At 47.5% G+C, this 14,107-nt stretch carries 16 protein-coding genes; 11 read left to right on the plus strand and 5 right to left on the minus strand.

Annotation, left to right across the window (positions count from 1 at the left end; translation table 11 throughout):
* Nucleotides 1–58 precede the first annotated feature (58 nt).
* Both prmB and ACTHTJ_RS07885 read left to right on the plus strand, forming a co-directional pair.
* Nucleotides 59–958 carry a 50S ribosomal protein L3 N(5)-glutamine methyltransferase gene (prmB, locus tag ACTHTJ_RS07880; RefSeq protein WP_070584272.1) on the plus strand — a complete coding sequence of 300 codons (900 nt, stop codon included), beginning with the start codon at nt 59–61 and terminating at the stop codon, nt 956–958.
* 226 nt (nt 959–1,184) lie between these two features.
* A complete protein-coding gene (locus ACTHTJ_RS07885; RefSeq protein WP_070713118.1) occupies nt 1,185–1,922 on the plus strand; it encodes a toxin-antitoxin system YwqK family antitoxin in 738 nt (245 codons plus the stop codon).
* A gap of 49 nt (nt 1,923–1,971) precedes the next feature.
* Here the strand turns inward: ACTHTJ_RS07885 and ACTHTJ_RS07890 are convergent, their stop codons facing one another.
* Nucleotides 1,972–2,532, minus strand: a complete 561-nt coding sequence (locus tag ACTHTJ_RS07890; RefSeq protein WP_314512994.1) for an adenine phosphoribosyltransferase — start codon at nt 2,530–2,532, stop codon at nt 1,972–1,974.
* A gap of 168 nt (nt 2,533–2,700) precedes the next feature.
* Here ACTHTJ_RS07890 and gmk point away from each other — a divergent pair, with 168 nt between their 5' ends.
* The 3 genes from gmk to ACTHTJ_RS07905 all read left to right on the plus strand — a co-directional run bounded on the left by gmk (nt 2,701) and on the right by ACTHTJ_RS07905 (nt 5,839).
* A complete protein-coding gene (gmk, locus tag ACTHTJ_RS07895) occupies nt 2,701–3,318 on the plus strand; it encodes a guanylate kinase (RefSeq protein WP_003686079.1) in 618 nt (205 codons plus the stop codon).
* Nucleotides 3,319–3,370: 52 nt separating this feature from the next.
* Complete coding sequence (gene rpoZ, locus ACTHTJ_RS07900) at nt 3,371–3,577, plus strand: DNA-directed RNA polymerase subunit omega (RefSeq protein WP_003682294.1); 207 nt, start codon at nt 3,371–3,373, stop codon at nt 3,575–3,577.
* 105 nt (nt 3,578–3,682) lie between these two features.
* Nucleotides 3,683–5,839, plus strand: coding sequence for a RelA/SpoT family protein (locus ACTHTJ_RS07905; RefSeq protein WP_070584277.1), 2,157 nt, complete (start codon nt 3,683–3,685; stop codon nt 5,837–5,839).
* Nucleotides 5,840–5,956: 117 nt separating this feature from the next.
* Here ACTHTJ_RS07905 and ACTHTJ_RS07910 read toward each other — a convergent pair whose 3' ends face one another.
* The 3 genes from ACTHTJ_RS07910 to ACTHTJ_RS07920 form a co-directional block, all read right to left on the minus strand.
* Entirely contained in the window at nt 5,957–6,118 is a 162-nt protein-coding gene (locus ACTHTJ_RS07910; protein ID WP_049344044.1) for a hypothetical protein, read from the minus strand.
* A 75-nt stretch (nt 6,119–6,193) separates the two neighbouring features.
* Nucleotides 6,194–6,655: a recombination regulator RecX gene (gene recX, locus ACTHTJ_RS07915; RefSeq protein ID WP_070584279.1), complete on the minus strand. Its 462-nt coding sequence runs from the start codon at nt 6,653–6,655 to the stop codon at nt 6,194–6,196.
* A gap of 96 nt (nt 6,656–6,751) precedes the next feature.
* Entirely contained in the window at nt 6,752–7,465 is a 714-nt protein-coding gene (locus ACTHTJ_RS07920) for a phosphoglycolate phosphatase (RefSeq protein WP_440360907.1), read from the minus strand.
* A gap of 422 nt (nt 7,466–7,887) precedes the next feature.
* Between ACTHTJ_RS07920 and ACTHTJ_RS07925 the strand changes: the two genes are divergently transcribed.
* From ACTHTJ_RS07925 to ACTHTJ_RS07940, 4 genes are all read left to right on the plus strand, one after another.
* Nucleotides 7,888–9,153 (plus strand): Glu/Leu/Phe/Val family dehydrogenase, encoded by a 1,266-nt coding sequence (locus tag ACTHTJ_RS07925; protein WP_070584284.1) that lies wholly within the window; start codon nt 7,888–7,890, stop codon nt 9,151–9,153.
* Nucleotides 9,154–9,313: 160 nt separating this feature from the next.
* Complete coding sequence (locus ACTHTJ_RS07930; protein ID WP_070584285.1) at nt 9,314–10,129, plus strand: FKBP-type peptidyl-prolyl cis-trans isomerase; 816 nt, start codon at nt 9,314–9,316, stop codon at nt 10,127–10,129.
* 96 nt (nt 10,130–10,225) lie between these two features.
* Nucleotides 10,226–10,852: a phosphoribosylglycinamide formyltransferase gene (purN, locus tag ACTHTJ_RS07935; protein ID WP_070584287.1), complete on the plus strand. Its 627-nt coding sequence runs from the start codon at nt 10,226–10,228 to the stop codon at nt 10,850–10,852.
* 30 nt (nt 10,853–10,882) lie between these two features.
* Nucleotides 10,883–11,551, plus strand: a complete 669-nt coding sequence (locus ACTHTJ_RS07940; RefSeq protein ID WP_070584289.1) for a DUF3108 domain-containing protein — start codon at nt 10,883–10,885, stop codon at nt 11,549–11,551.
* 57 nt (nt 11,552–11,608) lie between these two features.
* On the opposite strand, the gene ACTHTJ_RS07945 is transcribed toward ACTHTJ_RS07940, so the two are convergent.
* A complete protein-coding gene (locus ACTHTJ_RS07945) occupies nt 11,609–13,102 on the minus strand; it encodes an Rne/Rng family ribonuclease (protein ID WP_440360908.1) in 1,494 nt (497 codons plus the stop codon).
* A gap of 237 nt (nt 13,103–13,339) precedes the next feature.
* On the opposite strand from ACTHTJ_RS07945, the gene grxC reads away from it, so the two are divergent.
* On the plus strand, nt 13,340–13,597 hold the full coding sequence (gene grxC, locus ACTHTJ_RS07950; protein ID WP_003684090.1) for a glutaredoxin 3: 258 nt from the start codon (nt 13,340–13,342) through the stop codon (nt 13,595–13,597).
* Nucleotides 13,598–13,618: 21 nt separating this feature from the next.
* Nucleotides 13,619–14,053 (plus strand): protein-export chaperone SecB, encoded by a 435-nt coding sequence (gene secB / locus ACTHTJ_RS07955; protein WP_003745844.1) that lies wholly within the window; start codon nt 13,619–13,621, stop codon nt 14,051–14,053.
* Nucleotides 14,054–14,107 lie beyond the last annotated feature (54 nt).

Below are 14,107 nucleotides of genomic sequence, written 5' to 3' on the forward strand. Positions count from 1 at the left end.
TTTCAGACGGCCTTTCTGTTATAATTTCAACATTCTTAAATTGACAAGACAAAACATTATGTTCAACCAAGCTGCTCAAGAGCTGACCACTGTTCGCGATTTATTGCGTTTCGCCGTCAGCCGTTTTAATGATGCCGGACTGTTTTTCGGACACGGAAGTGATAATGCCCATGACGAGGCAGCCTATCTGATTTTGCATACTTTGAACCTGCCTTTGGATATGTTGGAGCTTTATTTGGATGCCAAATTGTTGCAAAGTGAGAAGGAGGAAGTGCTGTCGATTATCGAACGTCGCGCAGTTGAGCATATTCCTGCCGCGTATCTGACGCATCAGGCATGGCAGGGTGAGTTTGATTTTTATGTCGATGAGCGTGTTATCGTGCCTCGTTCTTTCATTTATGAATTGCTGGGCGACGGTATCCGTCCTTGGATTGAACATGATGAGTTGGTGCATCGAGCTTTGGATTTGTGTACCGGTAGCGGCTGTTTGGCCATTCAAATGGCGCATCACTATCCCGATGCACAAATTGATGCCGTTGATTTAAGCTTGGATGCGCTGGAAGTAGCCGCCATCAATATCGAAGATTATGGCTTGGAAGACCGCATCAGCTTGGTGCATACCGATTTGTTTGAAGGTCTGGATGAAACCTACGACTTGATTGTTTCCAATCCGCCTTATGTCGATGCGGAATCTGTGGAAGCGTTGCCTGATGAATACCTGTACGAGCCGGAATTGGCTTTGGGTAGTGGTGAAGATGGTTTGGACGCTACACGTCAAATTATTCTGCAAGCGGCGAAATATTTGAATCCAAAAGGTGTATTGTTGGTTGAAATCGGTCACAACCGTGAGGTATTGGAAGCGGCTTATCCCGAATTACCGTTTACTTGGTTGGAAACCAGCGGTGGCGACGGGTTTGTATTCTTATTGACCCGTGAGCAATTGTTGGGTGAAGAATAAATTGTTTTAATGTAATTGAAACAGAGGCCGTCTGAAAAAAAATTCAGACGGCCTCTATTTTGTAATGTCTTTAATGTTTTAAGAAAATACAAATGCCTATGATATGTCGGCTGTGAAATCCAAGCAGGCTTTGAAACTATGGCTTATAATATTTGTCATAGTTTCTAATGTCAGTGGATTTTTATTACTGACTTTTTGTAGAACATATACTGCCAAACTCCATATTATGAATAATTATTTAAAATCAGGCCTGTTGGCTGCTGCCTTGTTCAGTATGCCCGTTGCCGCCTTTGCCCAGCAACATACCGTTTATTTCAATCAAAACGGTAAACTGACGGCGACCATGCCTTCGGTTGCTTATGTCCGCCAATACAAGATTGAGGCAGGTAAGGCGCAGGTGCAGGATTTTTACTATCCATCGATGAAAAAATATTCTGATCCTTATGAAGTACCTGCCGGTCAGATTAAGGTTTTTGTGCCGGCTCTGGACAATGGCACACTGACCCTGTGGCATTTTAACGGGCAGAAAAAGATGGTTGGCAGCTATCGCAACGGCAAGCCGCACGGTGAGTGGATTAACTGGTATCCAAACGGCAAAAAATCTGCAGTCATGCCTTATCAAAACGGCTTGAGTGAGGGCGTAGGCTCTCGTTATTACCGCAACGGCGTCAAAGAAAGTGAAATCCAATTCAAGAACGATAAGGCCAACGGTCATTGGAAACAATGGTATTCAGACGGCAGTCCAAAAACCGAAATGATGATGAGCAATGATAAACCAACGGAGATTATCAGTTGGGATGAAAATGGCCGCATCGTGTCTGAATTGAGTATTCGCAACGGTAAACGCAGCGGCATTATTTTGGATTGGTATGATGATGGTGCGAAGAAATCCGAGCTGGTTTATAAAGATGACCAGTTGGTGAAAAAAACTTTCTGGGATACGGACGGGTACGTTCTCGAATAAATTTAACAATAAAAAACCGCAGGCTGATCGGCTTGCGGTTTTTTGTGTGTTACATACAGCCTTTGTTTTGGCACAGGGTAAATAACGGCGCGCCGCTTTCGCGGATTTTTTTGCCGCCGTCCAAATCGGTAAATTCCAAAATAGCAGCTGTTTCGATTACTTTGCCGCCCAGTTTGCGGATCAGCTCGACACCTGCCAGCATTGTGCCGCCGGTTGCCACCAAATCATCTACCAATAAAACGCGTGCACCCGGCTTGATGGCGTCGGTATGGATTTCTACCGTTGCTTCGCCATATTCCAAAGCGTAACTCTGAGAAACCGTATCAAACGGCAGTTTGCCTTTTTTGCGGATGGGGACAAAGCCAACGTTCAGCTGATAGGCCAAAGCTGCGCCAATGATAAAGCCGCGCGCATCCAAGCCTGCTACGACATCAACTTTTTGCCCCATATAGCGGTAAACCAGTAAATCGACCAGCAGGCGGAAATATTCTGCGCTTTGCAAAACGGGAGTAATGTCATGAAACAAAATCCCTTTTTGCGGCCAGTTTTCAATTTTACGGATTTTGTCCGCCAAAGCTTCTACGCCCATTACTTCAGGATGAATCAACATCTCGACATTCCGAAATCAAAAAGTTTTTAACGCGATATTGTAGCGGTCATATGCGGACTTGCCAAATTAATCGATACAATAGCCAAATTTTGCAACATGCCGTCTGAAATTCCGAGAAACATTGTGTTGTGTTATAATTTACAGGTACATACCATCGGCTGAACCACCATGCAAAATCATAAAAAAGGCAATATTTACATCATTTCTGCCGCTTCTGGCACAGGTAAAACAACCTTGGTGTCGCGCCTGTTGAAAAATCATGACGACATCCGTGTTTCCATTTCTCATACCACGCGCCAGCCGCGTGAGGGTGAGGCACATGGCGTGCATTACCACTTTGTTCCCAAAGAAGAATTTGAATCACTGATTGAGCAAAGAGCCTTTTTGGAACACGCCAATGTGTTCGGCAATTATTACGGCACCAGCATCGCCGGCGTAAATTCGCTGAGCGAAGAGGGCTATGACGTAATTTTGGAAATTGATGTGCAAGGTGCGGCGCAAGTGCGTAAATCGTTGCCTGAAGCCAGCAGCATTTTTATCCTGCCACCTTCCTTTGAAGTATTGGCACAACGTTTGATCGGCCGTGGTACAGACAGCGAAGAAGTTATTCAAACACGCCTTTCAAAAGCTCGACATGAGATTGAGCAATCTGTTTTGTTCGATTACGTCGTCGTGAATGACGATTTGGATCGTGCCGAAGCCGATTTGTTCCACATTATTAAAGCAGGCCGTCTGAAAAAATCCTCTCAACAGGGGTTTATCTCAAACCTGTTGGAAAATTCGTAAAAAACAGCGAAAATAACCGTTTATTTGAAACATAGAAAGAAAGCAAGCAAACATGGCCCGTATTACTACTGAAGATTGCACAGGTAAAATCCCTAACCACTTCGACCTTACACTTGTTGCCGCCCGTCGCGCACGCCAGCTCGAAAACGGCAACACGCCTTTGGTTGACGACATTCGCAACAACAAACCAACCGTAACCGCCCTGCGCGAAATCGCAGCCGGACAAATCGGAACCGAGTTGCTGACCCGCAACAAATAAACCAACCGGCAAACCGATAAAACCGCCGCGCGGACTGTATCGGTGCGATATCACAACCGATACAGTCTGACGGCTTAAAAAATAGCCATAAAAGGCCGTCTGAAAATGCCAGCCCCACTGCCTACCGCCCCCTATGACCCGCTGACAGCAGAAGCGCGCGAGCTTCTGTTTCGCACCGCATCCTATCTCAATACCAATGAGCAGGCCGAGCTTGAAAGAGCCGTTGCCTACGCTTTCCACGCCCATGACGGACAAACCCGTAAAAGCGGCGAACCTTACATCACCCATCCCCTTGCCGTTGCCACGCAGCTTGCGATTTGGCACATGGATGTTCAAGGCCTCTGTGCAGGCGTTATGCACGATGTATTGGAAGATACGGGCGTAACCAAAGTCGAAATGGCGGCAGAATTCGGCGATACCATTGCCGAAATGGTAGACGGCCTCTCCAAACTGGAAAAGCTCAAATTCGAAGATCATGCCGAGCATCAGGCGGAAAGTTTCCGCAAGCTTATCCTCGCCATGACTAAAGACGTGCGCGTCATCGTCGTCAAACTTGCCGACCGATTGCACAATATGCGCACCCTTGGCTCTATGCGTCCGGAAAAACGCCGCCGCATCGCCAAAGAAACCCTCGAAATCTATGCTCAAATTGCCAACCGCATTGGCCTGAACAATGCGTATCAAGAGCTTCAAGACTTATCGTTCCAAAACCTCCACCCAAGACGCTACGAAACCCTGAAAAAAGCCATGGACAACAGCCGCAAAAATCGCCGCGATGTTGTCGGCAAAGTGTTGCGTGCATTCAGTCAGCGTTTGGTCGGTATCAATATTGAAGCCAAAATCAAAGGCCGCGAGAAAAACTTGTACAGCATCCATCAAAAAATGCTGGCTAAAAAGCTGCGTTTTGCCGAAGTGATGGATATTTACGGCTTTAGGGTCATTGTAAACAGCATTCCTGCCTGTTATGCCGCGTTGGGTGCATTGCATAATTTATACCACCCCAAGCCCGGCCGTTTTAAAGACTATATCGCCATTCCGAAAAGCAACGGTTATCAAAGCTTGCACACAACCTTGGTCGGCCCTTACGGTTTGCCGATCGAAGTGCAAATCCGTACGCGTGAAATGGACGCTGTGGCTGAGGGCGGTATTGCCGGCCATTGGATTTACAAATCCGGTGAAAACACTCCGGACCAAGCCGTCCTCCATATGAACCGATGGATGAAAAATATTCTTGACCTGCAAGCCAGCAGCTCAAATGCCATCGAGTTTCTGGAGCATGTCAAAGTCGATTTATTCCCCAACGAAGTCTATATCGTTACCCCGAAAGGCGATATCCTTACCTTGCCGAAAGGTGCAACGCCGATTGACTTTGCCTATGCCGTTCACACCAATATCGGTCATAAAACCGTTGCCGCGCGTATCAATAACGTCATGATGCCGTTGCGCACCAAGCTGAAAACCGGCGATACGGTAGAAATCATTACTTCCGAGCATGCCAAGCCTAATGTGGCATGGCTGAACTTTACCGTTTCCAGCCGTGCGCGCAGCGCCATCCGCCAATACATTAAAAATCTGAATCGTCACGATGCCGTTGTTTTGGGTGAGAACCTGCTGCAAAAAGCTTTATCCAGCCTGTTGCCTAAAGATATCCTGCTTTCAGACGACCTCAAAGAAAAATACCTTGCCGATTTGAATACCAAACAAACCTCGTTTGAAGAGGTCCTCTACAATGTCGGGATGGGGCATACTTTGCCGGTACACGTTGCCATGCACATTGCCGAGTTGGCAGGCCAACATTTTGGCAGCACGGTCAAACTCAGCCCGATCAAAGTCAACGATCAGGAAACCGGCCGGATTCATTTTGCCGAATGTTGCCATCCGATTCCCGGCGATGCGATCCGTGCCTTATTGGTCAAAGACAAGGGTATGATTATCCACCGTGATACCTGTCAAACTTTGGTCAAAGCTGATCCGGAAGAGCAACTCGATGCGGGTTGGGACAGTTTGCGCAATCAAACGTACCGAACCATCCTCAACGTCAAATCCGAAGATGCGCATGGTTTGTTGGCTTCAATGGCGCAAGCGATTTCCAATTCCGGTGCGGATATCGAATCTGTCGATACGCCAACCAAAGCGCAAGCAGGAACGGAAGGTTTTGTAGAATTTAAATTCACAATTAAAGTCAAAGACTTGGATCAGGTTAATCAGATTATTCATGCAATGCATGCCAATCCGAATATCCGCAAAGTGATTCGAGGATGATCTCGTTATAAGCAAAGGCCGTCTGAAAGTGTTTTCAGACGGCCTTTTTGATGTTTACAAATAAAAGCTGTTGGCTTTTTTAAGAGGGTTTATGGCTTTTTTGTAATTGGATTGGGTTTAATTCAACCAAAAACGGAAAACCAAGAAGAAAACCAAGGCCAAAACGCCGGCCCAAACCAGCAACATGAACCCGGCTACTGCCTGACCCAAGCGGTAAACAGGGTTTTTGCGTTCATCTTCGAGTAGGGGATTAGGTGTATCGTGCGGTTTGTCGGACATGATGAAGCTCTGATTGAATTATTGAATAAAAGCGTAAGGGTACGCCGATAGAAGCAAAGTTTCAAGTGGGAATGATTATTGATAGAAGTCTTCGTCTTCATTCCACGCGGTTTTTAAGGCTGTCTGAATGGTGTCGGCACCAAAACCGCGATAGGCAAGGAAACGCGCTTGTTTTTGTTTTTCTTTTAAATCTTGAGCTTCTTGCTTGAATTTTTTACGTAAGACGGAAATGGCGGTTTGCAGCTCGTCCTCCCTATCGGGTAGGAACTCCTGACAGTCGTCTGCATCGATACCTTGTTGCGCCAAGGCTTGCTTGAGGCGGAGCGTGCCGTAACGGTTGCTCTTGCTGTGAATATAGGCTTCTGCGTAACGTTGGTCGGATTGCCAATTTCGTTCGGCGAATTTGTCCAAAACCTTTTCCAATTCTTCTTCGCTTTCAGCGTGTGGGGCCAGTTTACGTTTCAAGCCGACACGGCTGACTTCCTGACGGGAAAGAATATCCAAGGCGCGGGCACGTAAGGTTTTAGGGGGTCTCATGGGATATGGTGGAGGTGAAGTGACTACATTGAATTACATTTTCAGACGGCCTGATTGGAAAAATAGCCGAAAAGGCCGTCTGAAAATAAAGCCGAATTATTCTTCGTCTTTATTTTTTTGCGGTTGTAGATTTTCGTAGATTTCAGGCAGGGCTCGAATCAACAAATCAGGTTTGGTCGCTTTGTCTTGAGAGAGCAAGGTCATGTCGCCGTAGCCGAATGTTACGCCGACGCTGAAGCAACCGGCCGCTTTAGCAGCAATAATGTCATTTTTGGAGTCGCCTACCATCAGCATATTGGCAACGTCGATGCCCAGAACTTCGGCCGCATGTTGAAGCGGCAATGGGCTGGGTTTTTTCTCAGTCAGGCTGTCTCCGCCGAGAACCAGGCTGAAATAGTCGTCGAGATTGAGCTGTTTCAGCAGCTCGGCTGCCAGAATTTCATTTTTGTTGGTAATGACAACCAATGGAATACCCAAAGACTTGAGCAGGCCGAGACCGGCTTCGGTTTCAGGGTAGGGGCGGGTAAAGTCGCTCAAGTGTTCGCGATAATATTTCATAAAGAACACAAAACCTTTTTCCCAGATTTCAGGATCGGCTTCTTTTTCACGATCATTGGTAATGACGCGATGAACCAACTTGCTGATGCCGTCGCCGACATAACTTTCAACCGTTTGGGTAGGTAAAACAGGTAAACCTAAGTACGCACACATGGCTTGGGCTGCTGCGGCCAAATCGGGAACGGAATCACATAAGGTACCGTCCAAATCAAAGGCAACGGCTTGAACGTGTTCTAAAGCAGCAGTGGTCATTGAGTAGCTTTCTGTCATATTATTTGAGCGGTTATTTTAACATTGTTTGCCTGATTTGCCGATGTTTTGCTGATTCTTTAAAAGGGATATTTGTTTAAATTGTTAACAATTTTTGCTGGTGTAAGGCTGTCAGCCTATTGGGAATGTGAAAGGGATTTTGTCAACAAAAAGGGTGATTTGGTAGGCATTAAAAAACAAAGGGTTTGTGTGCTTTTTTGAATAGTTTGATGAGCATTTATACTGGGCCGTCTGAAAATTTTTTGGTCGGCGTGCCGATATTTTCAGACGGCCTCAAACTAAATTTATATATAAATGAATAGATTTGCTTTTTATCGACTACATGCTATTACATTTTTTCCTGTTTTTGTATATAGTAACAAGTATGGCTCTCGTCTAATCATGTGTATGAAAAGGAAAAATACATGTCCGCATCTGCTGTTAAAGAAACACTGAATCCGTTTGAAATTGCACAAAAACAAGTGAAAATTGCCTGCGATCGCCTGAATGCCGACCCGGCAGTATTTGAAATCTTGAAAAAGCCGCAACGTGTTTTGGAAGTCAACTTCCCTGTCAAACTCGATAACGGTACAGTAGAAAACTTCACCGGCTACCGTTCACAACACAATAATGCCGTCGGCCCTTATAAAGGCGGCGTGCGTTTCCATCCTCATGTGAATATGGACGAGGTTAAAGCCCTGTCTATCTGGATGACCATCAAATGCTGCGTAGCCGGTATTCCTTACGGCGGTGGTAAAGGCGGTATCACTTTGGATCCGCGCAATTATTCCGAAGCGGAATTGGAACGCATCGCCCGCGCTTATTCCGAAGCCATTTCTCCGCTGATTGGCGAGAAAATCGATATTCCTGCACCTGATGTGAACACCAACGGCAAAATCATGTCTTGGATGGTTGATGCCTATGAAAATGTAGTGAAACATTCTGCACCAGGTGTGTTCACCGGCAAACCGGTTGAGTTTGGTGGCTCCTTGGCGCGTACCGAAGCCACCGGTTACGGTGTAAACTTCGCCGCCGTCCAAGCTTTGGAAAAACTGGGCAAAGACGTGAAGGGTGCTACTTATGCCATTCAAGGTTTCGGTAACGTGGGCTACCACACCGGTTACTATGCACACAAAGCCGGTGCGAAAATCGTTGCCGTATCTACTGTTGACGTTGCCATCTACAACGAAAACGGCTTGGATATGGAAGCAATCATCAAAGAATTCCAAACCAAAGGTTTCATCACCAACGAAGCCGGCTACGGCAAAGAAATCAGCAATGCCGAACTTTTGGCTTTGGAAGTGGACGTACTCGCCCCTTGCGCGCTGGAAAATCAACTGACTTCTGAAAACGCCGGTAAAGTTCGCGCGAAAATCGTGGTTGAAGGTGCAAACGGTCCGACTACTCCAGAGGCCGACGTTATCCTGCGTCAAAACGGCGTATTGGTTGTTCCTGATATTTTGGCAAACTGCGGCGGTGTGGTGGTATCTTATTTTGAATGGGTACAAAACCTGCAAGGCTACTACTGGGAGTTTGACGAAGTTCAAGAGAAAGAAACCGTTGTTCTGCGCCGTGCGTTCCGCGATATTTGGAACTTGGCTCAAGAATACGATGTTGACCTGCGTACTGCTTCTTACATGATGAGTATCCGTCGTGTTGAAAAAGCAATGAAACTGCGCGGCTGGTATTAATCGTTTGACCGATAGCTAAGAGTAGGCCGTCTGAAACCTCTTTTCAGACGGCCTTAATGTTTTTGATAAGCGCCTTTACAAATTTTTATCCACCTTGATTCCATTTCAATCAAACTCAGCTATAATCCCCTTTTTTGACCTTTCCGGAAAAGACATAATCATGAACAAAACTTTCAAATTCAGCGCATTGGCTTTGTCTGCTTTGTTGGCACTGACTGCTTGCAACCAAAAAGACACTGCCGCTAAAGATGCCCCTGCTGCTTCCGCAGCTTCAAATGCGACTGCAGATGCTTCTGCCATCGGTTCTACTGCCCAACAAGCCAGCTACGCAATGGGTGTAGACATCGGCCGTTCATTGAAACAGATGAAAGACCAAGGCACAGAAATCGATTTGAAAGTCTTCACCGAAGCCATGGAAGCCATGTTTGAAGGCAAAGAAGTCAAAATGACTGAAGCCCAAGCTCAGGAAGTGATGATGAAATTCTTGCAAGAGCAACAAGAAAAAGCTACTGCCAAACGTGCTGAAGATGCCAAAGTAAACTTGGAAAAAGGCGAGGCGTTCTTGAAAGAAAACGCGACTAAAGAAGGCGTGAAAACCAGCGCTTCCGGTCTGCAATACAAAATTACCAAAGAAGGTGAAGGCAAAAAACCGACTAAAGACGACATCGTTACCGTTGAGTACGAAGGCCGTCTGATTGATGGTACCGTATTTGACAGCAGCAAAAACAGCGGCGAACCTGTAAGCTTCCCTGTAAGCCAAGTAATCCCAGGTTGGACTGAAGGTATCCAACTCTTGAAAGAAGGCGGCGAAGCAACATTCTACATCCCGGCCAAACTGGCTTACCGCGAAGTTGGCGCCGGCGATAAAATCGGCCCGAACGCTACTTTGGTATTCGACGTGAAACTGGTTAAAGTCGGCGCGCCTGATGCTGCTGCACAACAACCTGTACAAGTTGACGTACAAAAAGTTCAATAATCCGAATCAAGGCTTACGCCCTTAAACAACGGATAAAAGGCCGTCTGAAAAATTCCGTTTCAGACGGCCTTTGTTCCAAACAAACAAGGAATTATGATGAAAAATATCGTCATCCTTATTTCCGGACGCGGTAGCAATATGCAGGCGATTGTGAATGCCAATATTCCCGATGCCAACATTGCAGCCGTATTGAGCAACAGCGAGACCGCTGCCGGATTGGCATGGGCGGCAGAACGCGGTATAGCCACTGACAGTTTGAACCATAAAAACTTCGACTCGCGTCTGGCATTTGATCAGGCTATGATGGAAAAAATCGATGCCTATCAGCCCGATTTGGTTGTATTGGCGGGCTTTATGCGCATTTTGACTCCGGAGTTCTGCGCACATTATGAAAACCGCCTGATCAATATCCATCCGTCCATCCTGCCTTCTTTCACCGGTCTGCACACCCACGAACGCGCATTGGAAGCAGGTTGCCGAGTGGCAGGCTGCACCATCCATTTCGTGACGCCCGAGCTGGATTGCGGCCCGATTATTTCACAAGGCATTGTTCCTATTTTGGACGGCGATACTGCTGACAATGTTGCCGCACGCGTGTTGATGGTTGAACACCAGCTTTTTCCGCAAGCCGTTGCTGATTTCGTTGCAGGCCGTCTGAAAATCGAAGGCAACCGCGTTTTGAATGCACAACGCAATGCCGCCGGTCAAAGCCTGTTGGCTTAATTAAAACACCATACACACAAGGAAAACATCATGAATCCGATTAAAACAACCCTGCTGACACTTTCCCTGCTCACTGCCTCTATCGGCGCACAAGCCGCTGAATTGCCGCAATCTGCCGTTTTGCAATACTCAGGCAGCTACGGTATTCCTGCAACCATGACCTTCACACGTAGCGGCAGCCAATACAAAATCGTTTCTACCATCAAAGTACCGCTTTACAATATCCGCTTTGAATCAGGCGGCAGCATCAACGGCACGACCTTGCATCCGTCTTACTACAAAGATGTACGCGGCGGTAAATTGTATGCCGAGGCCAAATTCTCCGGCGGCAACATCACTTACGGCAAAGCAGGTGATTTGAAAACCGAAAAATCCGGCCCGGCCATGGACTTGTTCACTTTGGCATGGCAACTGGCCGCCAATGACGTGCGCCTGCCGTCAGGTTTGAAAATTACCAACGGTAAAAAACTGTACACCGTCGGCAGCATGAACAAAATCGGCAGCGAAAGCTATAAGCTGAACGGCGGTACAACGCCTGTGAGTAAATATCGCGTCCGCCGCGGCGATGATACCGTTACTTACTCGTTTGCTTCCGATATCGACAATATCCCTGCGCAAATCAGTTATACCGATGACGGTAAAACCTACAACCTGAAACTGACTTCCGTCAAAATCAACGGTAAAGTAGTGAAACCGTAATCTTTATTTGCTCAAACAAGAAGGCCGTCTGAAAAGTTTTCAGACGGCCTTTTATTTTTACAGCAACACAATATCGTATTGTTCCTGCGTGTAGGCGGTTTCGACTGCCAGAGAAATCGGTTTGCCGATAAAGTCTATCAACATCGCCAGCGATTGCGATTCTTCGTCTAAGAACAAGTCGATGACATTCGGAGCAGCCAAAATGCGGAAGGCTTGGACATCGTAGCGGCGCGCTTCGCGGACGATTTCGCGTTGGATTTCGTAGCACACGGTTTGCGGCGTTTTCAGACGGCCTCGGCCTTGGCAGGAAGGGCAGGGTTCGCAGAGGATTTGGCTTAAGTTTTCACGCGAGCGTTTACGGGTCAGTTCGACAAGGCCCAGACTGGTAAAGCCGTTGAGGGTGACACGGGTGCGGTCGAAACTGAGGGCTTTGGCAAGCTCTTGTAGGACGGCTTCGCGGTGGACTTCCTGCGCCATATCGATGAAATCGATGATGATAATGCCGCCGAGATTGCGCAGGCGAAGCTCGCGGGCGATGGTGTGGCAGGCTTCGAGGTTGGTGCGGAAGATGGTTTCATCAAAATTGCGCGCGCCGACAAAGCCGCCGGTGTTGACATCGATGGTGGTCATGGCTTCGGTGGACTCGATGATGAGGTAGCTGCCGAAATTGAGATTGACGCGCGGTTGCAGGGCGCGGGCAATTTCCTGCTCGATGTTGTGGGTTTCAAATAGAGGGCGTTCGCCTTTGAACAGCTCGATTCTGCCCAATGCACCTTGAACGTATTGTTCGGCAAACTGGGTCATGCGGCGGTGGTTTTCGGTGGAATCGACCAGGATTTTGTGTGTATCGAGGCTGAACATATCTCGTAATACGCGCAGGCTTAATGGCAAATCTTGATAGAGCAGGGTTTCGGGCGGCTGAATTTTTGCCTGTTTTTGAATGTGTTCCCACACTTTGGTCAGATAGTTGATGTCTGATTGCAGTTGGTCATCGGAGGCGTTTTCAGCATTGGTGCGGATAATATAGCCGTGGCAGGCGTTTTCGGGCAGCAGGTTGTTGAGGCGCTCCCTCAAACTACTGCGTTCGATATCATCCTCGATGCGTTGGGAAATGCCGATGTGGTCTTCTTGCGGAAGATGGACGAGGAAACGGCCGGCCAGTGAGATTTGGGTGGACAGGCGTGCGCCTTTGGTATTGATGGGGTCTTTAATGACCTGAACCAAGACAGACTGGCCTTCAAAGAGCATATGTTCGATGCGTTGGGTTTCGTCCGGGTTGCGGCGTTGTTCGAGGACATCGACGATATGCAGAAACGCGGCGCGTTCCAAGCCGATATCGATGAACGCGCTTTGCATGCCGGGGAGGACACGTTTGACGACGCCCAAATAAATATTGCCGACCAAGCTGTGGCCGCTGTTGCGCTCGATGTGCAGCTCGCAGATATTGTTCTCTTCCAAAACAGCCACACGCGTTTCTTGCGGCGTAATGTTGACGAGGACGGTTTCGGGCGGACGCACGGCGTCCTTGGGGATGGGAATTCCTGAAAGCATGGCGATACCTGATTTTGAATAGAAAAACTTTTGCGATGTGTTCTTCTCCAAAAAACAAATGGCAAAAGTCATTCTGCGAAAGCGCTTATCATACTTTAATTATGGTTTTTCCGCATCTGCACAAATGTTTATAGCTAAGAGGCCGTCTGAATGTTTTTTACAACCGTACGGCGGGAACACTTGTAAAATAGCACCTATGCCCATATAGTCATGAACATTGGTATTTTGGAAGAAATCATGCAAACCGTTACTGTTTATACCGGTCCATATTGCCCGTACTGCACCATGGCGAAAAGGCTGTTGCAGGCGGTGGGTGTGAAAGAAATCAACGAAATCCGCATCGACGGCAATCCGGAAGTTTTTGCCGAAATGCAGCAGCTTTCCGGCCAGCGCAGCGTGCCGCAGATTTTTATCGGCGATACCCATGTCGGTGGCTTTACCGATTTGTACCGCTTGCAGCAGGAAGGCAAGTTGGACGAATTACTGAATCCTTAACCCTTAACTTAGGAAAATAAAATGAGCGAAGAATTGCAACCCGTATTCAGCGTTGAGCGTCTGTATGTAAAAGACTTGTCTTTGGAAGTGCCTCACGCACCACAAATCTTCTTGGAACAAGGCGAGCCTGAAGTCGATATGCGCGTTTCTACCGGCAACACCAAACTGGAAGACGGTTTCTACAGCGTTGACGTTACCGTTACCGTGACTGCCAAACTGAACGAAGAGCGCACCATGTTCTTGAACGAAGTTACCCAAAGCGGCATCTTCCGTTTGGAAAACATTCCTGAAGAAGACGTACAACTGCTGCTGGGCGTTGCTTGTCCGAACATCCTGTTCCCTTACGCACGCGAAGCCATTTCCAACAGCGTAACCCGCGCAGGCTTCCCGCCTGTACTGCTTGCCCCGATCAACTTCGAAGCCATCTACCAACAACAACAGGAAGCTAACGCTTAATCGCGTTATACCTAAATTAAGGCCGTCTGAAACATTGCGTTCAGACGGCCTTTT

This window comes from Neisseria sp. P0018.S001 (genome assembly GCF_051957355.1).
GTDB lineage: Bacteria > Pseudomonadota > Gammaproteobacteria > Burkholderiales > Neisseriaceae > Neisseria > Neisseria subflava_A.

Excerpts from the sequence above, each read along its gene's own strand:
- prmB (WP_070584272.1), top strand. The coding sequence starts at position 59 with ATGTTCAACCAAGCTGCTCAAGAGCTGACCACTGTTCGCGATTTATTG.
- ACTHTJ_RS07885 (WP_070713118.1), top strand. The coding sequence starts at position 1,185 with ATGAATAATTATTTAAAATCAGGCCTGTTGGCTGCTGCCTTGTTCAGT.
- ACTHTJ_RS07890 (WP_314512994.1), bottom strand. The coding sequence starts at position 2,532 with ATGTTGATTCATCCTGAAGTAATGGGCGTAGAAGCTTTGGCGGACAAA.
- gmk (WP_003686079.1), top strand. The coding sequence starts at position 2,701 with ATGCAAAATCATAAAAAAGGCAATATTTACATCATTTCTGCCGCTTCT.
- rpoZ (WP_003682294.1), top strand. The coding sequence starts at position 3,371 with ATGGCCCGTATTACTACTGAAGATTGCACAGGTAAAATCCCTAACCAC.
- ACTHTJ_RS07905 (WP_070584277.1), top strand. The coding sequence starts at position 3,683 with ATGCCAGCCCCACTGCCTACCGCCCCCTATGACCCGCTGACAGCAGAA.
- ACTHTJ_RS07910 (WP_049344044.1), bottom strand. The coding sequence starts at position 6,118 with ATGTCCGACAAACCGCACGATACACCTAATCCCCTACTCGAAGATGAA.
- recX (WP_070584279.1), bottom strand. The coding sequence starts at position 6,655 with ATGAGACCCCCTAAAACCTTACGTGCCCGCGCCTTGGATATTCTTTCC.
- ACTHTJ_RS07920 (WP_440360907.1), bottom strand. The coding sequence starts at position 7,465 with ATGACCACTGCTGCTTTAGAACACGTTCAAGCCGTTGCCTTTGATTTG.
- ACTHTJ_RS07925 (WP_070584284.1), top strand. The coding sequence starts at position 7,888 with ATGTCCGCATCTGCTGTTAAAGAAACACTGAATCCGTTTGAAATTGCA.
- ACTHTJ_RS07930 (WP_070584285.1), top strand. The coding sequence starts at position 9,314 with ATGAACAAAACTTTCAAATTCAGCGCATTGGCTTTGTCTGCTTTGTTG.
- purN (WP_070584287.1), top strand. The coding sequence starts at position 10,226 with ATGAAAAATATCGTCATCCTTATTTCCGGACGCGGTAGCAATATGCAG.
- ACTHTJ_RS07940 (WP_070584289.1), top strand. The coding sequence starts at position 10,883 with ATGAATCCGATTAAAACAACCCTGCTGACACTTTCCCTGCTCACTGCC.
- ACTHTJ_RS07945 (WP_440360908.1), bottom strand. The coding sequence starts at position 13,102 with ATGCTTTCAGGAATTCCCATCCCCAAGGACGCCGTGCGTCCGCCCGAA.
- grxC (WP_003684090.1), top strand. The coding sequence starts at position 13,340 with ATGCAAACCGTTACTGTTTATACCGGTCCATATTGCCCGTACTGCACC.
- secB (WP_003745844.1), top strand. The coding sequence starts at position 13,619 with ATGAGCGAAGAATTGCAACCCGTATTCAGCGTTGAGCGTCTGTATGTA.